This is a genomic window from Marinobacter sp. DSM 26671 (genome assembly GCF_900112835.1).
Taxonomy (GTDB): domain Bacteria; phylum Pseudomonadota; class Gammaproteobacteria; order Pseudomonadales; family Oleiphilaceae; genus Marinobacter; species Marinobacter flavimaris.
On sequence record NZ_FONF01000012.1, the window covers coordinates 113,241 to 134,224 of the forward strand.

A 20,984-nucleotide genomic window follows, 5' to 3' on the forward strand; every position below is an offset into this window, starting at 1 on the left:
CCAGTTTACGCTCTATAGATGAGAGGACAGAGGAAGCCAAAACGTCATCCTTCAGTAAGTTGTTTTAGTGATTATCGGCAGCGCCACTGAAACCTGAAGCCTTAAGGCCGGTGTTTCATTTGGGCGCAGCCGTCTCTGGTTGAGCGGCGCCCCGGTTACTCGACAAAGTTGGCCTGGCTCGCAATCATGGGGGAGAGATCAAGATTCCAGTGTTCAAGGCCGCTCGCACTGTACACGTAATGCCCACTTAGGGATTTAAGCTGCGGTATCTGATCGGGTCTCATGCCATTGAGGATCAACGAGGCCAGCCTGGCTGCGGTGAGCCCCTCTTGTTTGGCCGAGATAGTGAATCCGCCGATGCTTTGTTCTTCGCCAACAAAGATATCCCAGAATGAAAACAGTGGGAGCTGAGCCCGATAAAATGCTTCCTTCAGCAGATCATGGGGTATGACGTACTCGCCATCTCTGTCACGGATGGTGTGGTGGGTGCCCAGCACAACAGCATCATAACGTTCGTGGGCATTTACGACCGTGTCCAACCAAGTGTCCCTGTCGTTGGTCAGAACGATGTCCAGTTCGGAACCATAGATCGTGGCCTGGCGCTTGTCACCAAAGTATTCGTTCACCGCATTACGCATGGTAGGTGAGTCATCCATCAGAACCAGGAAACGCTCTTTCTGCCGGAGTATCTTTCTCAGGTGACGGATACTCTCGGAGAAGAACGGGCGTTCGAGGATGCCAGTGACCAGCGGGTGTTCAAGGGTAGGGTGCTGAACGGGGCCACCATTCACACCAAGAAAGACCACGGGAATCTTTTGGGCGACGAGGTGGTCAGCCATCAACGTAAAGGCGTTGTCATCACCCAGAATGGCAACGTCGGGATTAACGTTTGGAATTTTGCTCTGGATTTCAGCCACTTTCTGTGGCCATTCCGGTTTCGACAGGCGCTTGGTGTCGAGTTCGAACACGTGAAGGTCGTGATCCTGACCGAGTACGGAGCGGACCGCATCGATATAGTCCGCGTCCCATTTGTACTCGAGGTGGTAACTCTGGATGATGACGACGGTTTTGCCAAAGCACAGGGGGCTGACCACCAAAAGAGCCAGGAAGAGTAAACGCATAGATGTTCCTTATTATTGTCCGAGCAAGGTTGAAAAACCGAATACTTAGCGATTTGTTCTTCAGGCAGTTTTTATAATTGTTACCGGCTTGAATACAGAAACCGTGCCAGTTGGCCAACTCACTGAAAATAAGGGTTTTTTAATGATATGGAGGGTTTGGTTTCCCGTTTTTAGCGTGATGTGTCCGGTGTACTGGACAGTTGGCGGCGTGCTGGGCTGAATGTGTTGGATTTACCGGACAATTGCGTCCGAAAAATCGGACATGGAAAAGCGAGTCTGGGCCGAGGTTTACGCGAGCTCGGTCCTTGGATTGCGTGGGTAATACCGCTCAGGGAGGCGTTCGATGTGAGGGAAGAAGCGGGTGTCCTTGTAGGGCATTTTCATGAATCCGGAGACACCCAGGCCGCTAATCTGTTCCACCGATGACAGGATTACGTCCAGTAGTCGGCGGAAATCCTGCTCCCGATCCGGGTCCAGCAGCCGATAATGGCTGTGGATTTTGAGATGGCGGGGCAGGGCCTCGAAGATGATCATGCCGGTATGATGGATGGCGTTAAGCTCTTCCAGGGCATGGATAATGGTGTCGGGCAGCACCAGGAATTCCTCCGGGTCCGGCCCATCCTCGAAGTAGGAGTGGACCCGGCTTTCGTCTTCAACCTCAGGCGCCGGGCTGACCTCGTAGTGCAATTTCATATCCGGTGATACAACAAAGGGGTGGGTTGGGTCATCGCGATCAAAGTGCAGGGTATTGCGGGCGTTGAACAGGCAGCTTTTGAAAATCCCCTTGCGATAAATCGCCTGAGCCAGGTAGACCATATTGTTGACGGCCTGCACAAACGCCGACTTCAAGGCAGGATCGTGCAGATTCAGGGAAGTGTCGATGTAGATGCCATCGGTTTCCCAGCGCACGGCCAGCCCACCTTCCACCGGGTAGCGCCCGAGCCGGCTCACGGCTGCCAGAAACGCCTTTTCGGTTTCGCCCATGCCCTGCATGAAATTCTTGTAGTAGCGGTCCAGCTGTACGTCATTGACGTCGTTCAGGGTTTCCGGTGCGCCTTCCTCCCTGAGAAAGGATTTGCGCGAGCTGTAAACCACGGTGTCAATTTCCTGGTCAGAGGCACGCACCCACACGGGTACCTGGGCCGCGACCGGGCTTTCCGGCAGATCGATCATCACCGTGCGGGCCATACGCGGCATCTCTGTCAGGTAGTAATCGCCGGCCTTGCGGCGAGTGTCCGGATCCGGGGATAGCATGCCATCCAGCATGCGCGCGAATTCCATGGGCAGGCCCAGTGAGGTGGCCGGGATGGCCCGATGGCCAAAGCGGCAGGATTGGGCTGACGCCAGGGCATAGAGCGTGCCGGCTGCTCCCTGTTCATCGAAACGGGGAGACGACAGCCCGCCGTTGAGCTGTTCCTCGCCGATAAAATACACATCCCCGAGCCGTGCGTTTGTTTGCTGGAGGTTGTCGGACATCAGCTCCATCACGTTGGCGGTGATGAATTGCTGGTTGGCGTCCAACTGAGCAAACACGGAGGAGCCCCAGTCAATCAGGGCAATGTTTTCAGTGCTGGCGTCGAAGACCAGATTGGAAGGTTTGATATCGCCATGAACGATTGGCCTGCCGGCCGGTCCATTTTCACGGCGAAGGTTTCGCAGGATGTCGGCCAGCTGGTCCGCGATGCGCATGATGAGCCGTGGTTTCAGACGACCATCACGCAGGGAAACCTCTTCCAGATTTAATCCGGCAGCACGCTCCATCACCAGAATCGGCTGGTTATTGGCTCTTTGGTAGGAAATCAGCCGTGGCACCCTGGGGTGGCGGACCTGCTCCAGAATGTAGGCTTCATCTTCAAGCCGGTCCTGAAGATGCCGGGGCAGATTGATGCGGGTGAACTTGAAGACGTGTTCCGGGCCCCCGGCTGCGGTGCCGGGCAGGCGGCCCGAGAATACAAAGCCGTACGCACCTTTGCCAATCAGCTCTATGTCCTGGTAGCCGAGTTGGCGGAGCTGGGCAGCGCAGAGCGCCACCCAGTCCTTGAGCTTTTTGGCATCATCATGGCTGAGCAGATAGATCGACTGCTCTTCGGGTATGTAGAACTGCTGCAGTTGCGTCTTCTGCGCCATGATGAAACGTCAGCCCATATGCAGGAGCATGGTTTGGGGCGATTCCAGGTAGCCCTTCCAGCGGTTGCAGAATCGGGCGATGGTGCCGCCGTCGATAATGCGATGGTCGCCGGCCCAGCTCACGGTCATGATGGCGCGCTCCACCACTTGGCCGTTGGCGTCAAACCGGGGCAGTTTCTGTGTGCGCCCAAGGGCAACGATGGCCACTTCCGGCGCGTTGATAATGGGCGCGGTGTAAGTTCCGCCCAATGCGCCAATGTTGGAGATGGTAATGGTGCCGCCCTTGAGGTCTTCCTGGCTGACGCGGCCGGATCGGGCTGCTTCGGTCAGGCGCGCAACCTCGTCGGCAATGCCCAACAACGAGAGGCTTTCCACGCCTTTGATGTTCGGCACCGTCAGGCCGGCTTTTCCATCCACCGCCATACCGATATTGCACTGGGGCAGGTAGTGAATCTCCGTGACGTCATCGTTGAGCTGGCTGTTGAGAACCGGGAATTCCTGAACCGCCAAAGCCATGGCCTTCATGAAGAAGGGCATGAGCGTCAGCCTTGAGCCCCGCGCTTCTGCCTCCGGTTTCAGTTGTTCCCGCAGCTTGAGCAAATCGGTGACATCAATATCCTCGCTGTAGATAAAGTGAGGAATGGTGGTGGCCGATTTGACCATGCTTTTCGCCATCGCAGCTTTTATTCCGCGGATGGGTTCGACTCGCGCTTCCTGATCGGCGGCAGGCACCCTGCGGGCACTGCTGGCCGTGGCAGTTTGCGCATCGTCGGCGGGAGCCTGGTTCTGGGCCTGTTTCGGGCCTTCCTCGATATGAGCCAGTACATCGGCTTTCAGAACACGACCATCCTTGCCCGATCCCTGGATATCCGAGAGGTTGAGTTCATGCTCCCGAACCAGGCGGCGAACGGCAGGGCTGGCCGGAATACGCTGTCGGCTGGCCGTAGCGACAGGCGAGGCTGTCACGGTTGAGAGTTGAGCCGCGGGCTCGGGTTTGGTTCTAGCTTCCTCCGGCTCTTCACGATCCCGGGGAGTGAACGCAAACAGCGGGGCATGAACTTTGGCCATGGCCTGCTGCTGGTGATAAAGCTTGGTGACGCGCCCGGCTTTAGGGGCGGTAATCTCGACCATGGCCTTATCGGTCATAACATCCACGACAGGCTGGTCTTCCTCGATTTCGTCACCCTCGGCAACGCGCCATTCCACCACCTCGCACTCAACGATGCCTTCTCCGATATCCGGCAGGATAAAGTCTTCGGTGGCGTTATCGTCCGATTCGGCGCCGGAAGCCGGCTGTTTTTCCGCCTCGGGAGCCGGCTTTGCTTCGGCAGGTTCCGGAGAACTGGCCGCTGACGCCTGACCACTGCTTTCGCTTTCATCCACCAGCTCGAACAGCGGGGCATGGACTTTGGCGATGTCGCCTTCCTTGTAGTAAAGGCGTGTCACGCGGCCTTTGTAGGGTGCAGGAATCTCCACCAGGGCCTTGTCGGTCATTACCTCGGCGACTGGTTGATCCTCTTCAATCACATCGCCTTCGCTGACCAGCCATTTGACCAGTTCACATTCCACGATACCTTCGCCGATATCGGGCAGTATAAAATCACTCATAATCGCTCTCCTGTCCTGATATCAGCCTAGAATTCAACGCTCGCCCTGATGGCCTCATAGACCTTCAGGTGGTTGGGCAGGTGCTCTTTTTCCAGCACCAGCGGGAAGGGGGTGTCCATCCCGGTTACCCTTGCGATCGGAGACTCCAGATACAGGAAACAGCGCTCCTGAATCGTGGCGGCGATTTCACCGGCGAATCCGCCGGTCAGGGGAGCTTCGTGGGTGACTACCAGCCGTCCAGTCTTGAACACGGAGTTGGCCACGGTTTCCACATCCCAGGGCAAAATAGTCCTCAGGTCGATGACCTCGCAGGAAATGCCGTCTTTCTCGGCCCGTTCCACGGCCTGATCGATCACTTCCATCTGGGCGCCCCAGCCCAGGATCGTAACGTCCGTGCCTTCCTTGGTGACTTCGGCTTCGCCCAGGGGCAGGCGATAGTCTTCATCCGGCACTTCACCCACCGAGGCCCGGTACAGGCGCTTGGGCTCAAAGAACAGGGTCGGGTTGGAATCGTGGATAGCTGCAAGCAGCAGCCCTTTGGCCTGATGCGGGTTACGCGGCACCACGATTTTCAAACCCGGCGTGTGGGCAAAGTAGGCTTCCGGCGACTGGGAATGATAGAGGCCGCCTGCAATGCCGCCGCCGTAAGGGGCGCGAATGGTCAGGCCGCCCACGTTGAACAGGTTGCCTGAGCGATAGCGGAACTTGGCCGACTCGTTCACGATCTGATCGAAGGCCGGGAAGATGTAGTCGGCAAACTGGATCTCGGCCACCGGCACCGAACCCTGTGCGGCCAGGCCGTTGGCAAACCCGATGATGCCTTGCTCTACCAGAGGCGTGTTAAAGCAGCGGGCTTTGCCGTATTTCTGTTGCAGGTTACTGGTGGCACGGAATACGCCGCCAAAAACGCCCACATCCTCACCGAAACACAGAACCCGCTCGTCCTCCGCCATGGCGGTGTCGAGGGCATTGTTGATCGCCTGGAGCATATTCATCTTCGACATCTCAGGCTCCTCCCTTGGCGTGTTCGGCACTCTTCGGGTATTCGTCCGGGTGACGGCCGATGTGGGCTTTCAATTTTTCGAATTGCTCAGCCAGGGAAGGTGGCACTTCGTCGTAGACGTCGCTTACCAGGGATTCGAGCGGTGGTGGTGGACGCTTCTGGGCACGTTTCATTGTTTCCAGTACTTCGCGGCGCATGTTTTCCTGCAGCTGCTTTTCGTCGTCCTCACTCCACCATTTCTTGCTTTCCAGCCAGAGGCGCATACGCAGGATAGGATCTTTCTCGCGCCAGACTGCTTCTTCATCCTTGCTGCGATAGCCGGAGGGGTCGTCCGAGGAGGAGTGGGCGGCCAGGCGATAGCTCATGGCCTCGATCAATACCGGGCGGTTGTGTTCCACGGCCAGTTTGCGGGCTTCCTGAGTGGCCTGGTACATGGCAAGAATGTCGTTTCCATCCACGCGGATCACGTCCATCTTGTAGCCATAGGCCCGCGGTGCAACACCGTCGGCAGCAAACTGCTCGGCGGCCGGCGTAGAAATGGCGTACCCGTTGTTGCGGCAGAGGAAAATCACTGGAACCCGATGAACTGCAGCCATGTTCAGGGCAGCATGAAAGTCGCCTTCCGAGGCAGCGCCTTCACCAAAATAGGTAATTGTGCAAAGACCTTCGCCCCTGAGTTTCTGGCCATAGGCATAGCCCGCAGCCTGGGGAATTTGAGTGGCCAGCGGCGAGGAAATGGTCATGTAGTTCAGCTTCTTCGAGCCATAGTGGACCGGCATCTGGCGGCCTTTGCCATAATCCATCTCGTTGCCGAACAACTGGTTCATGAATTCATCAATGGTAAAGCCGCGGTAGGCCAGGGCACCTTGCTCCCGGTACTGCGCCATGATCATGTCGCCATCGTCCAGTGCTGCCGCACTGCCGATCACGGCAGCTTCTTCGCCGGTACACTGCATGTAAAAGCTCAAGCGGCCCTGCCGTTGGGCAGCAAGCATTCGCTCGTCAAGAATTCGGGTAGTGACCATGGCCCGGTATATGCGGAGGGCCTTGTCTTTGTCGAGATCAGGAGCTTTGGCGCTCTTGTAGAGCTTGCCGTCCTGTTTCAGGAGCTTGAAGGTGGGAATCCGGAATTCCGCACCGTCGGTAAACACTGGGGAATACACAACTTTGGACTTTGTTGTTGTCATAATCCTCTTCCTGGGGTAGTGGCCTGAGGAACAAACACTCCTTGTGGGAGTGTAGTTAATGTCATTGTAGACAGCCTGGCGAAATCTGGTGTGATTCCCGCCAGTTCATGTTTACCTTAACGTAAACTGCGAAACAGGGGTAGACCCTTCGGTTCAGAATTTTCCTTTGTTAAAGAACGCTCGGCACGCGTTTTCCGTGTCTGCCGAAGCGTGCTACCGTCAATACACACACTTTTCCAACCTTGTTCAGACATTCGACTCACGCGGGTAGGTTTTAATGAACGTAATTATCATTGGCGCAGGGATCATGGGCACAACTTTCGCGACCCTCGCGAAAGAACTGGCACCGGAACTGGATATCACCATTCTCGAAAGACTGGATGGCCCCGGGGCAGGCAATTCCTGGGTGTTCAATAACGCCGGAACCGGGCACGAGGCGAATTGTGAGCTGAACTACACGCCGGTGGACGAAGAGGTTATTTCAGTCGAAAAGGCGGTAAAGATTCACGCTCAGTTCAACGTTGCCAAGCAGTTCTGGGCGTACCTGATCCAGAAAGGGGCCATCAAAGACCCCAAATCGTTTATCAACCAGACCAAGCACTGCACCATCGTCTCCGAGCCGTCTATTCAGGAACTGAAGCTCCGGTTCAATGAGATGTCGTCCCACCATTTCTTCGAACAGATGCGTTACTCCGAGGATTTCGACGAGATCAAGAGCTGGATTCCATACACCATGGAGGAGCGGCCCAGACACGAGAAAATGGCGGCGACCGTTATCGAGACGGGCACGGACGTCAACTTTGGTGCCCTCACAGAGCAAATGGCCAAGCATGCTGTTGACGATCTTGGGGTGAAAATTGAATACGGGACGCACGTCAAGCGAGTGCATCGCAGCCCCGCCGGAAGCTGGCTTGTGGAAACCCAGAGCAGGGGCGTTGATCGCCGCTACAAGGCCGACGTTCTTTTCGTCGGTGCCGGCGGCGGTGCCTTCCCGATCCTGAAAAAGAGTCACTTGCCTTTCGCGCGCCGCTTCACCGGTTTTCCCGTCGGCGGACGGTTCCTGCAGGCCGAGATCACCGCCGAACAGGCCGAGCAGTACAGAGCGAAAACTTACGGAAAGGCGAAAGTGGGTGCGCCTCCGATGTCCGTTCCCCATCTGGACCTGCGGGTTTCGGATGATAGGTATTATCTTCTGTTTGGTCCTTTTGCCTCGTTTAAACCGGTGCTGGAGAGGGGCCGGGGGTTCCTGGACTACCTCCGATCCATGCGCCTCCACGATATCCCGAGCCTGCTGAATGTCGCCATTGAGCACTTCCCGTTGGTCAAATATCTGGTTTCAGAGACCTTCAAGGGTGAAAAGAGCATGTTCGAGGAGCTGGACAGTTTCGCACCGGGCATGAGCAAGAAGTTCAACTGGAAAGCCGTTGAGGCCGGGCAGCGGGTTCAGATCATCCGCGACGGAGATCTGCAAATGGGTACAGAGATCCTCGTCTCGAAAGACAAGACCTACGGCACGCTCCTGGGGGCATCGCCCGGAGCGTCGGTATCGCCGGAAGTCATGCTACGTTGCCTTGAACAGCTTTTGCCGTCTATTTTTACCAGTGAGGAAGCCGGCAAAAAGAAAAAAGAGATATTCCCCGAGGACAATCTGGATTTCCTGGCGAAAAATCCCGAGCGTTACCGAGAGATCCGGGATGCCGTCAATGAACGGCTAGGGATCAAGCAGTCGGCATCGCAGCAGGACTGACCAGGCCAACAAACAGCAGGGAGATTTTCATGGACAGTAGAATCAGTGTGACCTCGCCCCTTGTAATCCTTCACGGCGACGAGATGGCTCAGGTTGCGTTTGAACACATTCTCAAGAAGTTTGTGAGCTCACGGCTTGATATTCAGCTTGAGGAAATCGATCTGTCTGCGGAAAACCGGCTGCTGACCAATGGCCAGGTGGTTATTGATGCCATCGATTCGCTCCAACGCCACGGAGTGGGTGTAAAGAACGCTGGCATGACGGTAAACCGCCAGCAGTTGGAGGACTTGCTCAGGAAACACCCGGATGTGGATGGCGAAAATCTGCACCCGCTGGCGACCAAGTCCCCCAATGGTGCGATCCGCAAGGGCATCAGTGGCAATATTACCCGCGAGGATATCCAGTTCCGCAACCTCAACATCCGCCGCCCCCAGTGGGTCGGGCGTGACATTGAGGTGGATACCATGGAATTCGGCGGCATCAAGGACAGCTTTAACCAGCTTTCCCTGGCAACCGGCGTGGTCAAGCTGATGTTTGTGGGCAGCAGTGGCGACCCGGTAGAGCTTCATCGCCGAGAGATTCGCAAAGGCGATCCGTGGCTGCTTGCGACGAATGACATCGAGGATGTGAAAGCCTGGGCGCATCGCTTTTTCCGGCGTGCAATCGCAGAAAAGCGAGACGTATACCTCGGCCTCAAGGATACGGTGATCCCCGGCTACGATGGGGCCATGCGCTCGGTGATCGAGGACATCTATCACAGTGACTACAAGAAGCAGATTGAAGACCTGGGGCTGAATTACTACTACGAACTGATTGATGCCCAGGCAGCCCGCATTGTTTCCAATCCGCCGGAGCGTGCGCTCTGGGGTGTGCCGGATAACACCACCGGGCGCAAACTGCTCAAGCTGGTGAACCAACTCAAGGAATTCGGCATTCCAGGCCGCGGGGCTCATGTGTCCATCTCACGTATGAGCGCTGGCGGCGGCGACCAGTATGGTAGCTTTAACATGGCGGCCAAGGAGGATGGCATTCTCAAGGTGATCGTCGACGGTGAGGAGAAGCATGCCCGCCGGGTTCGGAAAGGCGACCCAATGTTGCTTATGTCCAATGACCGTGAAGCCATCAAAGACTGGGTTCTGCAAGTCTTTCGGGATGCCTCGCGCAAGGACAAAGAGGTGTATTTCGGTCTCAAGCGCGAGTACATGGAGTACGACGAAGTCTACAGCGAGGTCATTACCGAAGTGCGCAGGGAACTGGCCAGCGAGCATACACCGCCGCCCTCGTTCATGATCATGCGGCCGTCCAGCCAGCTAAAAAAGATGATCACGGATCCACCGAGAAATGCGCTTTATCCCTCCCAGAACCTCGACGGCGATATCTTCTCGGACATTTCCGCCGCTCTCGGGGGAAGCCTGGCGACGGCCAGTTCAATCATCGAGAGCAAGGACGGCACCATGCTGTTCGAGGCGCCCCATGGCACCGCCCATGATCTTTACCTGAAGTATCTCGAGAGCGACGGTAAGGTAGCTCATTTCAACCCGTCGGCCCTGATTTTTGCGCTGGGCAACGCTCTGGAAACCCTGGGTGAGCGGGAAGGTAACGAGCCCCTGAGCCAGTATGCGGTGCAACTGAAGGCAGCATTGACCGACACCGTTGACCGGGGAATCGTCACTGCCGATCTTAAAGGCAAGACCGTGGACCCGGATTCGGAACAAGTGGTCGATATGATTGGTTTTCTGGAGGCCGTGGAAAAGGCGCTTCAGTGAGCCGTTGAATCCCTGATCCGGTCAAAGGCGGCAACGTAAGGTTCTGGGGAGGGGCAACAGCCATTACTGTGCTCCCATACCGAAGAACAGACCTTTCAGACAGGAGCCGCCCCTGATGGCGTTTTACAACCGAAAGAAACTGGAATTACAGGAAGCGCTCGCAAAGCTTGAAGCTGCCAAAAGCCGCGTTCAGGAGCTGGAATCGGATTTTCAGGCTGTCGAGAAAGCCATGGCGGTTCTCGTTATGACGCAGGATGGCATTATCGAGCGGGCGAACCAAAGGTTGTTGGACTTGCTCGGCTATCAGCCAGAGGCCTTGATCGGTGAGCACCATCGGGTTCTTTGCACCAGCGACTATGCGAAAAGCGAAGACTACATCCGGTTCTGGCGTGAGTTGGTTGCCGGTAATGTTAAAAAGGGACGCTTTCCAGCTGTCCACGCTGACGGGCACGAAGTCTGGTTAGAGGCTAGCTATTCGCCGGTGAAGGGAGAGCAGGGCGTGGCTACGCGAGTCATTGCTCTGGTTAGCTCGGCACAGACTGCCGAAAAATAATGGCGGTGCGTCGTAACATCTGGGCCGGTCGGGTTACTGATAGCGAATAGGAACGCCAACGTAGCAGAATCCGTAGGAGCCCAAGATGGCGCACAAATTCGCAGAAATAGCGTTTACCAGAACCGTAAAACAGGTTCAGGAGGAAATGGGCAGTCGCTCCGGTTATGCATCCATTGAGACCGGTCCTGACCGCAATAACGTTCTGAGGGATCGCGAACGCGGTTTTATTGAGGCCCGTGACAGTTTTTACATCGCCAGTGTAAGCGAAACCGGCTGGCCCTACATCCAGCATCGGGGCGGGCCGGCAGGGTTTCTGAAGGTGATTGATCAGTCGACAATCGGCTTTGCCGATTACTCTGGCAATCGCCAATACATCACCACGGGCAATGTCCTCACCAATGATCGCGTCTCGCTTTTCCTGATGGATTATCCGAACAGGAGGAGACTCAAACTGCTCGGACGAATGACTCTGGTTGGCCCCGAACAGCCGGGGATTCTGGAGCAACTGAGCGACAGCGATTACAAAGCACTGGTTGAAAGGGGCGTGATCATCCGTGTTGAAGCGTTCGACTGGAACTGTCCGCAGCACATAACCCCGCGATACACGCAGTCAGAAGTTGAAGCGTTGATTGACTCAATGGCCAACGATGGCTGAGCGCTTCAGAGGGTCGACTGCAGTTTGACGCTATAGTGCCTTAACTTGCCGACAGTCTCTGACCAGTCATCGCCCCCTACCATCTCCGTGAATTCATTGTGCGCTTCTTCCCACCTTGCGAGGGCCTGTTGGTAGATGCCCTCGCCCTCTTGCGTCAGAGACAGACCCAGGGAACGTTTTTGCCCCGTCGGCCGGGACTCGAGGAGCCCCTTGGCAATCAGCTTTTCGACCGTTCTCTGGAGTGAGGTTCTCTCCATCCCCAGTAGTTCCGCAAGTTCGTTTATAGAGTTGGGCGGAGAAAGCTTGATTGCGTTGAGTATGGAGAACTGCGTGATTCGAAGCCCTGTCTCCGTCAGGTGATGGTTGTAATGACGGGTCACCAGGCGTGAGAAAACGCGGGAGTAGAGGGCGGCGCAGGTTCTGGCAACATCCAGCGGCGTTGTTTCTTGTGATGAGTGGTCGACCATTATGGCAATCCGATAAATGAAGTGTATATGCATGATGGTAGGTTTCATCCCCCGAATAGTCCAGCGAGCCACCGGACAAGACCGAGTGAATTAGGACATCTGTTCCGTAACAGATTGGTGGTGCGAACGTCTGTGCAATAGGAGGGTTGGCAGACAAACGTGAAAAATAGCCCAAAAACACTCTCAACCTATTGAACTACCAGTTTTTGGTCACCCAACCCCAGAGTTCATGCCATTCTGCCCGATAAGCGGAACTTGGCCTTGTTGTCGTCCTTGCAGGCTCTACTCGACCGGGGACTGACCATGGCGAATGCGGATTGCCTGGAAGACGCCGTGCCGAAGACCTGGCTGGTTTCGAGTGAAGATGCTACGGCGTTGTGGAGTGCTCGGCGCCAGCTTTTTTAAGCCGGTTGCCGGTCACTCAGCAAGGGTGTCTACCAGGGCGACAATACGCTGAAGGCCTCCTGTCTCTGAAGAAGTGAGGAGTTACCTGTCTCACTGGAAGGAGAAGTTCCTTAGCTGGCCTCGGAATCCGCGTGATGTTGCATATTGATCTGGCGCAAACCTGGCTAATGTGTAACTGACGCTTGTCTATATGATTAGCTTACGATTTACTGTTACTGAATCAGCAATAGCAGGACAGTGACATGGAACAAACCCCTCGAGATCAGTTTCCTTTCATCAATGCCCGGGTAGCAAGACGCTGGCGCAAGTTGCTGGATGAGCGCCTGAAAGACCTGGGGGTTACCCAGGCTCGCTGGTTCACCATGATCTGCCTGCAGCGTGGTGGTGGAGGATTGACCCAGCGGGAGTTAGCCCATTTGATGACCATCGAGAATCCGACATTGGTCCGCCTGCTTGACAGCCTCGAGGAGCAGGGTCTGATTGAACGCCGGCCCTGTAAGCGTGATCGGCGCGCCAGGCTGCTGTATCTTACCCATGCCGGTGAGCGCTTTATGAGCGATCTGAATGAGCGGGCGAATGTGTTGCGAGAGGAGATGCTGAAAGGCATTGAAAATACCGACCTGGAAGTCGCCCTGCGTGTTTTTGAGCGGGTTATGGAAAATTCCGCCAACCTCAAAAATTCCTGAACCCGAGACATTTTTCAGGCGCGGGCGACAAGATTAGGATTGGAGCATTCCGCAAATTCCGCCGGCACAGGACAATTCCATCACGGCTGGCAGTCAATTATTAAGTGTGTTACGTTTAGTTTATACTGAACGAAATGAACATAATGTGCGGCAGTCGTCCTAGCCTTTTTGGCCGATCATCGAATTAACGGGCATGGGAAGGTGGGGCAGCATCCGGGAGTAAGTTCTTTGCAACCGGTTCAACCCGCCTTGGCAGAGGGCGCTTCATTGAAATCTCGACGTGGCAAAAAGTGTTATTGGAGTTGGTGCTCAGGTTTGTTGCTGGGCTTCCTTGTGACGTCAGCTTCCGCCGACGGCCTGCTGTCCCTGAAAGTGGAAAACGATGCCTTTTCCGCCGGTGGCGATGGTCAATACACCAACGGCGTAGAGGTGATCTGGGCCTTTGAGCCCCCGGATCGACATTGGACCCGCCGTCTTGCGGACGTCATTCCGGGCTGGTCTGGCAGTACTCTTGCGGGCGTAACGTACCGGCTCGGGCAACAGATCTATACGCCCGAAGATATAGAGGTCGAAACGCTTATTAAAGATGACCGCCTCTATGCCGGCCTTTTGTTTGGTGGAATTTCGCTACTGAGCGAAAGGGAGCACGGTGGCTTGCGTTTGGCAGACAGCCTGCATATCGACGTGGGCATCGTAGGACCGGCTTCCGGTGCTGAGGTAGTCCAACGAAATTTCCACGATCTTATTGCGGCAGACAAGCCGAGGGGTTGGGACAACCAGCTTGAGAACGAGCCAGTGATTAATTTTGGTTATGAACGGGCCTGGCTTAAACAACAGGATGTCGCTGAGCTAAGCCTGGAATATGGACCGTCTGCCGGGTTTGCGCTCGGCAACCTGTATACCTACGCTTCCAGCGGCCTTGGGTTTCGTTTGGGAGAGGGGCTTGATCGTAGTTTCGGCATTCCGTCAGTCGCCCCCGCACAAGGCGGGCAATCTTCTTTTCGGCGGGATCGGGGCTTTAGCTGGTACGTCTTCGCTGCCGTAGAAGGGCGCTATACAGCACACAACCTGCTGCTCGACGGCAACAGTTTCGAGGACAGCCACTCCGTTGACAGTCGTGAGTGGGTTGGCGATGCTCAGGTGGGTGCGGCATTGACCTGGGATCGCTGGCAGATCGCCTACACCTACCTGTGGCGCAGCGAAGAATTCGAGGAAAAGGACGGCGTCGATCAGTTTGGATCGATCGTTCTGTCTACCTGGTTATAAGTGAAGGCATGAATTGAACGGTTTTTGAGTCTTTTGCCCATTCAGAGGTTAGTTATATGCAGACAGAGAAGAGTTTGATGGTGCGGCTATTTGGGGTCCGCATGTTGCCAATGTGGTTGGCGGTTCTTTTGCTGGCTGGTTGTGACAATTCCTCCGGTCAGGCAAAGGCTGAACGGTCAGCGCCGCCGCCTCCGGAAGTCGGGGTTGTTGAAATGCAGCCGCAGCGTGTGAACCTTTCAATGGAACTGCCGGGCAGGACCGCCGCTTACCGTATCTCGGAAGTGAGGCCGCAAGTCACGGGCATTTTGCAGGAGCGCTTGTTTGAACAAGGCGCCCAGGTCAAAGCAGGTGAGGTCCTCTACCAGATCGACCCCAACCGATACCGTGCTGCCCATCAACGGGCCCAGGCAGAACTGGAGCGCGCACAGGCCGAATTGCGACAGGCTCAGCGGGAGTGGGCACGTACGTCAGACTTGTTTGAGAAGAATGCGGTCAGCAAGCGTCAGCGTGATGAAGCGCTATCGGCCTTGGAGGCAGCCCGGGCGGATGTCTCCCGATCCGAGGCGATGGTCGAAACGGCGGGTATCGAGCTGGCGTATACCGAGGTCAAGGCTCCCATCGCCGGGCGCATTGGCCCGACACTGTACACGGAGGGTGCACTGGTAACCGCCAATCAGCCCCAGGTCCTGGCGCGCGTGGTTCAGCTTGATCCCATGTATGTCGATATTCAGCTACCGGTCGAAAAACTGGCTCGAATTCGGTCGTCTCTGAAGGAGGGCGCGGCTTCTAAGGCCGGCCCAAATGAAGCCGAGACTGTTTTGTTGCGCGAAGACGGTACCCCCTATCCGCATAAGGGACGCGTTGACGTTACGGATGTAACCGTCAACCAAAGCACCAGTTCGGTCACTGTGCGGGCGGTTTTCCCCAATCCTGACGAAGACCTTCTGCCTGGAATGTACGTGCGCGTTCGCCTGAGCGAGGGGGTACGGGAGAACGCCATTCTGGCGCCGCAGCAGGGCGTGAGTCGTAATCCGCAAGGCGCGGCCACGGCGTTGCTGGTCAACCCGGAGGGTGAGGTTGTCGCCCGCCAGTTAGAGGCAGAGCGGGCCATTGGCGCTTTCTGGCTGGTGGAAAAGGGGTTGGAGCCGGGGGATCGCCTCATCGTCTCCGGTCTGCAAAAGGTTCGGCCAGGAGCCAAGGTGAAGCCGGTTGCTGCAGATATTCCATTACATCCCACCCAAAACCAGCAAGCCCGTGGCAAGGATAGTTCACAGAAAAGCGCCTCCGACGACGAGGGCCCCGCACAATGATTAATTTCTTTATTTCCAGGCCCGTTTTTTCCTGGGTTCTGGCCATTGTCGCCATGTTGGCGGGCATCATGGCGATCTTCGTTTTGCCGGTCCAGCGATACCCGTCGGTGGCGCCGCCGGCGGTGGAGATTCAGGCCGATTATCCTGGCGCCTCGGCGGACACCGTGTCCAATACTGTGGTTCAGGTCATCGAACAAGAGATGACCGGCCTCGACAATCTGCTCTATATGGGGTCGACAGCGGATTCCTCAGGCCACGCTACGGTTACTCTCACCTTTGCGGCGGGCACCGATCCGGACATTGCCCAGGTCCAGGTGCAGAACAAGCTCAAACTGGCGGAACCCCGACTCCCGGAAGTGGTGCGCCAGCAGGGGATCAGCGTCGAGAAATCCAGCACCAGTTTTCTGATGGTAATGGCATTCGTCTCTACCGACGGTCGCCTCAGCAAGCTGGATATCGCCGATTTTATCAGCTCCGAGTTAGCCGAACCCATTGGACGGGTGACTGGTATCGGCAGCGTGCAGGTTTTCGGCTCTGAATATGCGATGCGGATTTGGCTGGACCCTTCGGCGTTGACCAATTACGGCCTGACCGTCGCCGACGTGAGCGCCGCCATCGAGGCGCAAAACGCCCAGGTCACCGCCGGCCAGCTCGGCGGGCTGCCCGCGGTCGAGGGTCAGCAGCTCAATGCCACGGTCACCGCCCAGACCTTGCTCACCTCAACCGAAGAGTTCCGCAACATCCTGCTCAAGAGTATGCCCGACGGGTCCCGGGTGCGCCTGGGGGATGTTGCCCGCGTTGAGCTGGGCGGCGGTGCAGTCCAGATTGACACTTTCTACGATGGCGAGCCGGCAGCCGGCCTTGGCATCAATCTGGCGCCGGGTGCCAACTCGCTTGCGGTCACAGAGGCTGTTAAAGCGCGGCTCCAGGAGCTCGAGCCGTATTTTCCGGAAGGGGTGGAAATTCGGTATCCCTACCAGACGGCCCCCTTCGTGGAGGCCTCCATCGACGCGGTGGTCACAACCATCATCGAGGCAATCGCCCTGGTGGTCCTGGTCATGCTCGTATTTCTCCAGAGTTGGCGGGCTACCCTGATACCCGCCATCGCAATCCCGGTGGTGCTGCTCGGCACCTTTGCGATCATGGCGGCTTTCGGCTTTTCCATCAACATGCTCACTCTCTTCGGCCTCGTATTGGCGATCGGCCTTCTGGTGGATGATGCCATCGTGGTGGTTGAGAACGTCGAGCGTGTGATGCATGAGGACGGCCTGAGCCCGATGGAGGCGACGCGCAAGTCCATGGGGCAGATTGCCAGCGCGCTGATTGGCATCGGTGTGGTGCTGTCTGCTGTGTTTATCCCGATGGCCTTCTTCCCGGGCTCCACCGGGGCAATCTATCGGCAGTTTTCCCTGAGTATTGCCGGTGCCATGGTTCTTTCGGTGCTGGTGGCTCTGATTCTCAGCCCCATGCTGTGCGGTCGGATACTCAAGCCCACGCATGAAAGAACCCTGTTGCAAAAACTGTTCGGCTGGTTTGAAGCAGGCCTGGCGCGACTGACCCGGGGGTATGTCCGGCTGGTTGGCCATACGGCGCGCCATGCCTGGCTCTACACCTTTGCGTTTCTGGGCATCGTCGGCCTGGTGGCCGTTCTCTTTGTACGGTTGCCCGGCGGATTCCTGCCCGCGGAGGATCAGGGGTTCGTCGTGGTGCAGTATCAGTTGCCCGCCGGTGCGACTCAGCAACGCACAATCGATACCATTGAGGTTATCGAAGATTACTTTATGGAGCAGGATGAGGTGCAGGGCCTCTTCACCATCGCTGGTTTCAGCTTCGCTGGCCGGGCGCAGAATGCAGGGCTGGCGTTCGTTAATCTCAAGCCATGGAGTGAGCGTGATCCTGAGACGCAAAGCGCCGGCGCTATCATTCAGCGGGCGAACCGGGCGCTTGCCGGGCTGGTCCGTGATGGGCGGGCTTTTGCTTTCAACTTGCCACCGATACCGGCATTGGGGCAGGCCCTGGGTTTTGAGTTGCGTTTGCAGGATCGTGGTGCCATTGGGCATGAAGCGCTCATGGCAGCGCAAGGTCAGTTGCTGCAGTTGGCGGCCGAAAGCCCCGTTTTGACCAGTGTGCGTCCCAACGGTCTGGCGGACAATCCCCGCTACAAAGTCGACATCGATCATGAAAAGGCACAAGCCCTTGGCATAGAGCTTTCCGAGATCAGTCGGCTTTTGTCGGTGACCTGGGGCTCGCAATACGTTAACGATTTTCTCCATGAGGGGCGGGTCAAGCGAGTCTATGTTCAGGGTGATGCCCCTTTCCGTATGCTGCCTGAGGATTTCGAGGCCTGGTATCTGCGAGCCGCTGACGGAGAGATGACCCCGTTGAGCGAAGTGACGAACGGGCGTTGGGAATATGGATCACCACGCCTTGAGCGTTTCAACGGTGTTCCGTCCCGCCAGATTCAGGGTGAGCCGGCGCCGGGCTACAGTACCGGTGAGGCCATGGCCGAGGTTGAGCGTTTGATCGCTCAACTCCCGGACGGTGTGGCCGGAGCCTGGAGCGGCCTGTCCTATCAGGAACGCCAGGCCGGTGCCCAGGCACCCCTGCTCTACGCGCTGTCGGTACTGGTGGTGTTTCTGGCGCTCGCCGCGCTCTACGAAAGTTGGACCATCCCCATATCCGTCATGTTGGCGGTGCCATTGGGCGTTCTTGGGGCGGTACTTGCAGCCATGGTGCGGGGCCTCCCTAACGACGTCTTCTTCCAGGTTGGCATTCTGACTACCGTTGGTGTCACTGCCCGCAACGCCATACTTCTGGTGGAATTCGCCCGAGCACTCGAGGATCAGGGAATGAAGCTGATTGAGGCAACCAAGGAAGCGGCGCGAGTGCGCTTGAGGCCAATTCTGATGACATCGGTTGCTTTCAGCATGGGTGTGCTGCCGCTCGCTTTCGCCAGCGGGGCCGGTGCAACCACGCGTATTGCGATAGGTACGGCGGTTCTTGGCGGCATGATTTCGGCAACGATACTGGCGACGTTCTTTATTCCACTGTTCTATGTGGTCGTTCGACGTATCACGGATTTTCTGAGTGGCACCAGAGACCAGGACGGCTCGGCATCGGCCGCTCCCGAACGTGCAGACGGAGGTGTGGCTGATGACCGTTAAGGTATTGCTGACCACTTTGATGGCGTTGTCGCTTGGTGGCTGCTCACTCGCGCCGACTGTTGAGAAACCCGAGCCGTCGGTGCCGGAAAACTGGACGTCCGCACGACTTTTGGCGGACGAGAAGCTCCCCCTGGACTGGTGGCGAGGCTACGGCGATCCGGCACTTGTCACGCTTGTTGAGGAGGCGCTTGATGCCAACAGCGATCTGCAGCTCGCGGCTGCCCGGGTTGCCGAAGCACGGGCGCTCCTTACCGGGCAGCAGGCAGAGCAATACCCGCTTCTGGAGGTGGAGGGCTCCGCGGTGCGCCAGGGACCGAGTGAGGAGGCCGTCAACAGTACCGGTGGTCAACCCTTCAATGATATCCAGGTTGGCGGTGTTCTATCGTACGAGCTGGATCTCTGGGGGCGGCTCGCGAATGCCAGCGAAGCGGCCCGGGCACGGCTGCTGGCCAGCGCAGCGAATCGCGAGGCCGTCCGACTAGCCGTGATTGGTGAGGTGGCCAATGGTTACTTCAATTTGCGAGCCCTTGACCGTCAGATTGAGATCGCGGAACGCACCGTATCGTCCCGCCGCGAATCGGTTGCTTTGCAACGGTCCCTGTTTGAAGGAGGCGAGATTAATGAATTGGCCCTGCGGCAGGCAGAATCCGAGCTTGCCGCTGCAGAGTCGGAGCTTCCGAGGCTTCGCCAGCAGCACACCCTTCAGCGAAACGCCTTGGCAGTGCTTCTGGGACGAGAGCCACGACAGATTGTACGGAGTGATATTGCCGTAGCGGATACCATCGGTGATATTGATGTTCCAGCCAGCATTCCTGCCGGCAGGCCGGCGGATCTGATGGTCCGGCGACCCGACATTGCCGCAGCCGAACAGGCGTTGATTGCGGCCAACGCCGAAATCGGTGTTGCCCGGGCGGCGTTCCTGCCCAGGATTTCGTTTGAGGGGCTGCTGGGCCTGCGAAGTGCGTCCGGGGGTGACTTGTTCCAGAATTCGGCATCCACGTGGCAGTTGGGCGGCTCGCTGGTCGGCCCGTTGCTGGACTTCGGGCGTTCCGAGGCATTGGTCAATCAGGCGGAGGCGCGTCAACGCCAGGCTCTGATTGCCTATCGTCAGGCCATTCAGGTAGCGTTTCGGGAGGTGCTCGACGCCATGGCCGGGGTGCGTGGTGCCGAAGAGCGCCTGGAAGCGCAGGCCCGGCAGGTAGCAGCACTACGGAGCACCACTAAACTTGCGCGGTTGCGCTTTGAGGGTGGCGCCTCCAGTTATCTGGAGGTACTGGATGCTGAGCGGAGCCTGTTTACAACCGAACTTGATCTCGTGGAAACGCGGCGCGATCAATTGCAGTCGACGGTTAATTTGTATCGCGCGTTGGGAGGGGGTTGGCAGAGTTCATCGCAATCTTCAGATTATGAAAACACTGACTGAATCAGACAGACGGTTTATTGAACGCCTCGGTCTTCAGGCTCAATCCGAAGGCTTTTCCCGGATTGCCGGCCAAATTTGGGCGACACTTATCGTGTCAGATGAGCCGGTCAGCTCATCGCAGCTTGTAGATACGTTGCGTGTCAGTAAGGCGAGCGTCAGTACGAATACGTGCTTTCTCGAAAGACTGGGTATTGTTGAACGCCGAAGCATTCCGGGTGAGCGCCAGGATTTTTTCGCCATTCGTCCGCATCCTTACGCTGCTTTGGTCGAAGGGCAGATAAAACGGCTCGAGGCCCGAAAGGAGGTGATCGCGGAAGCCAAGGCAACCATTACCAATGAACAGACGCTTGCCAAGCTGGCTGATCTGGACCAGTTCTACACCCTGTATTACGAGAGCTCCAAAGACCTTCTGAAGCAGCTGAAATCTCAAATTCATGGACATAAAAAATAATAACATCAAAGGCTTAACCTTGGATTTAATCCGGGCCTGAAGGAA

Annotated in this window: 16 protein-coding genes; 10 read left to right on the top strand and 6 right to left on the bottom strand. The window is 56.9% G+C overall.

All coding sequences use genetic code 11. From position 1 onward, the window contains the following. Positions 1 to 155: 155 nt before the first annotated feature. From BM035_RS14250 to BM035_RS14270, 5 genes are all read right to left on the bottom strand, one after another. Positions 156 to 1,121, bottom strand: a complete 966-nt coding sequence (locus tag BM035_RS14250) for an ABC transporter substrate-binding protein (RefSeq protein WP_092032711.1) — start codon at positions 1,119 to 1,121, stop codon at positions 156 to 158. Positions 1,122 to 1,409: 288 nt separating this feature from the next. Further along, a complete protein-coding gene (locus BM035_RS14255) occupies positions 1,410 to 3,248 on the bottom strand; it encodes a protein kinase domain-containing protein (protein WP_092032714.1) in 1,839 nt (612 codons plus the stop codon). Between the two features lie 9 nt (positions 3,249 to 3,257). Continuing rightward, positions 3,258 to 4,856, bottom strand: a complete 1,599-nt coding sequence (locus tag BM035_RS14260; RefSeq protein WP_092032716.1) for a dihydrolipoyllysine-residue acetyltransferase — start codon at positions 4,854 to 4,856, stop codon at positions 3,258 to 3,260. Between the two features lie 26 nt (positions 4,857 to 4,882). After that, positions 4,883 to 5,860, bottom strand: coding sequence for an alpha-ketoacid dehydrogenase subunit beta (locus tag BM035_RS14265; RefSeq protein ID WP_092032719.1), 978 nt, complete (start codon positions 5,858 to 5,860; stop codon positions 4,883 to 4,885). Between the two features lies 1 nt (position 5,861). After that, positions 5,862 to 7,046, bottom strand: a complete 1,185-nt coding sequence (locus BM035_RS14270; RefSeq protein ID WP_092032722.1) for a thiamine pyrophosphate-dependent dehydrogenase E1 component subunit alpha — start codon at positions 7,044 to 7,046, stop codon at positions 5,862 to 5,864. A 277-nt stretch (positions 7,047 to 7,323) separates the two neighbouring features. Between BM035_RS14270 and BM035_RS14275 the strand changes: the two genes are divergently transcribed. The 4 genes from BM035_RS14275 (at position 7,324) to BM035_RS14290 (ending at position 11,767) form a co-directional block, all read left to right on the top strand. Then, positions 7,324 to 8,793 carry a malate:quinone oxidoreductase gene (locus tag BM035_RS14275; protein ID WP_008171136.1) on the top strand — a complete coding sequence of 490 codons (1,470 nt, stop codon included), beginning with the start codon at positions 7,324 to 7,326 and terminating at the stop codon, positions 8,791 to 8,793. A gap of 29 nt (positions 8,794 to 8,822) precedes the next feature. Beyond that, positions 8,823 to 10,559, top strand: coding sequence for an isocitrate/isopropylmalate family dehydrogenase (locus BM035_RS14280; RefSeq protein WP_092032724.1), 1,737 nt, complete (start codon positions 8,823 to 8,825; stop codon positions 10,557 to 10,559). A gap of 115 nt (positions 10,560 to 10,674) precedes the next feature. After that, the gene (locus BM035_RS14285) at positions 10,675 to 11,112 is read left to right on the top strand and encodes a PAS domain-containing protein (protein ID WP_092032727.1); all 438 of its coding nucleotides are present in this window, start codon (positions 10,675 to 10,677) and stop codon (positions 11,110 to 11,112) included. A gap of 85 nt (positions 11,113 to 11,197) precedes the next feature. Next, positions 11,198 to 11,767, top strand: coding sequence for a pyridoxamine 5'-phosphate oxidase family protein (locus BM035_RS14290; RefSeq protein WP_092032730.1), 570 nt, complete (start codon positions 11,198 to 11,200; stop codon positions 11,765 to 11,767). A 5-nt stretch (positions 11,768 to 11,772) separates the two neighbouring features. Here BM035_RS14290 and BM035_RS14295 read toward each other — a convergent pair whose 3' ends face one another. Continuing rightward, the gene (locus tag BM035_RS14295) at positions 11,773 to 12,267 is read right to left on the bottom strand and encodes a MarR family winged helix-turn-helix transcriptional regulator (RefSeq protein ID WP_254775515.1); all 495 of its coding nucleotides are present in this window, start codon (positions 12,265 to 12,267) and stop codon (positions 11,773 to 11,775) included. 614 nt (positions 12,268 to 12,881) lie between these two features. Here BM035_RS14295 and BM035_RS14300 point away from each other — a divergent pair. The 6 genes from BM035_RS14300 to BM035_RS14325 all read left to right on the top strand — a co-directional run bounded on the left by BM035_RS14300 (position 12,882) and on the right by BM035_RS14325 (position 20,939). Next, complete coding sequence (locus BM035_RS14300; protein WP_092032733.1) at positions 12,882 to 13,325, top strand: MarR family transcriptional regulator; 444 nt, start codon at positions 12,882 to 12,884, stop codon at positions 13,323 to 13,325. Positions 13,326 to 13,640: 315 nt separating this feature from the next. After that, positions 13,641 to 14,591: a lipid A deacylase LpxR family protein gene (locus tag BM035_RS14305; protein ID WP_254775516.1), complete on the top strand. Its 951-nt coding sequence runs from the start codon at positions 13,641 to 13,643 to the stop codon at positions 14,589 to 14,591. A 110-nt stretch (positions 14,592 to 14,701) separates the two neighbouring features. Beyond that, complete coding sequence (locus BM035_RS14310) at positions 14,702 to 15,901, top strand: efflux RND transporter periplasmic adaptor subunit (protein ID WP_254775517.1); 1,200 nt, start codon at positions 14,702 to 14,704, stop codon at positions 15,899 to 15,901. Next, positions 15,898 to 19,065, top strand: a complete 3,168-nt coding sequence (locus tag BM035_RS14315; RefSeq protein ID WP_092032738.1) for an efflux RND transporter permease subunit — start codon at positions 15,898 to 15,900, stop codon at positions 19,063 to 19,065. Before BM035_RS14310 ends, BM035_RS14315 begins: the two co-directional genes overlap by 4 nt. Further along, positions 19,055 to 20,488, top strand: coding sequence for an efflux transporter outer membrane subunit (locus BM035_RS14320; RefSeq protein ID WP_092032740.1), 1,434 nt, complete (start codon positions 19,055 to 19,057; stop codon positions 20,486 to 20,488). The genes BM035_RS14315 and BM035_RS14320 overlap by 11 nt, the downstream gene beginning before the upstream one ends. Next, a complete protein-coding gene (locus tag BM035_RS14325; protein WP_092032743.1) occupies positions 20,472 to 20,939 on the top strand; it encodes a GbsR/MarR family transcriptional regulator in 468 nt (155 codons plus the stop codon). The genes BM035_RS14320 and BM035_RS14325 overlap by 17 nt, the downstream gene beginning before the upstream one ends. Positions 20,940 to 20,984 lie beyond the last annotated feature (45 nt).

Excerpts from the sequence above, each read along its gene's own strand:
- BM035_RS14315 (WP_092032738.1), top strand. The coding sequence starts at position 15,898 with ATGATTAATTTCTTTATTTCCAGGCCCGTTTTTTCCTGGGTTCTGGCC.
- BM035_RS14295 (WP_254775515.1), bottom strand. The coding sequence starts at position 12,267 with ATGCATATACACTTCATTTATCGGATTGCCATAATGGTCGACCACTCA.
- BM035_RS14250 (WP_092032711.1), bottom strand. The coding sequence starts at position 1,121 with ATGCGTTTACTCTTCCTGGCTCTTTTGGTGGTCAGCCCCCTGTGCTTT.
- BM035_RS14265 (WP_092032719.1), bottom strand. The coding sequence starts at position 5,860 with ATGTCGAAGATGAATATGCTCCAGGCGATCAACAATGCCCTCGACACC.
- BM035_RS14300 (WP_092032733.1), top strand. The coding sequence starts at position 12,882 with ATGGAACAAACCCCTCGAGATCAGTTTCCTTTCATCAATGCCCGGGTA.
- BM035_RS14285 (WP_092032727.1), top strand. The coding sequence starts at position 10,675 with ATGGCGTTTTACAACCGAAAGAAACTGGAATTACAGGAAGCGCTCGCA.
- BM035_RS14325 (WP_092032743.1), top strand. The coding sequence starts at position 20,472 with ATGAAAACACTGACTGAATCAGACAGACGGTTTATTGAACGCCTCGGT.
- BM035_RS14270 (WP_092032722.1), bottom strand. The coding sequence starts at position 7,046 with ATGACAACAACAAAGTCCAAAGTTGTGTATTCCCCAGTGTTTACCGAC.
- BM035_RS14320 (WP_092032740.1), top strand. The coding sequence starts at position 19,055 with ATGACCGTTAAGGTATTGCTGACCACTTTGATGGCGTTGTCGCTTGGT.
- BM035_RS14310 (WP_254775517.1), top strand. The coding sequence starts at position 14,702 with ATGTGGTTGGCGGTTCTTTTGCTGGCTGGTTGTGACAATTCCTCCGGT.
- BM035_RS14255 (WP_092032714.1), bottom strand. The coding sequence starts at position 3,248 with ATGGCGCAGAAGACGCAACTGCAGCAGTTCTACATACCCGAAGAGCAG.
- BM035_RS14280 (WP_092032724.1), top strand. The coding sequence starts at position 8,823 with ATGGACAGTAGAATCAGTGTGACCTCGCCCCTTGTAATCCTTCACGGC.
- BM035_RS14290 (WP_092032730.1), top strand. The coding sequence starts at position 11,198 with ATGGCGCACAAATTCGCAGAAATAGCGTTTACCAGAACCGTAAAACAG.
- BM035_RS14260 (WP_092032716.1), bottom strand. The coding sequence starts at position 4,856 with ATGAGTGATTTTATACTGCCCGATATCGGCGAAGGTATCGTGGAATGT.
- BM035_RS14275 (WP_008171136.1), top strand. The coding sequence starts at position 7,324 with ATGAACGTAATTATCATTGGCGCAGGGATCATGGGCACAACTTTCGCG.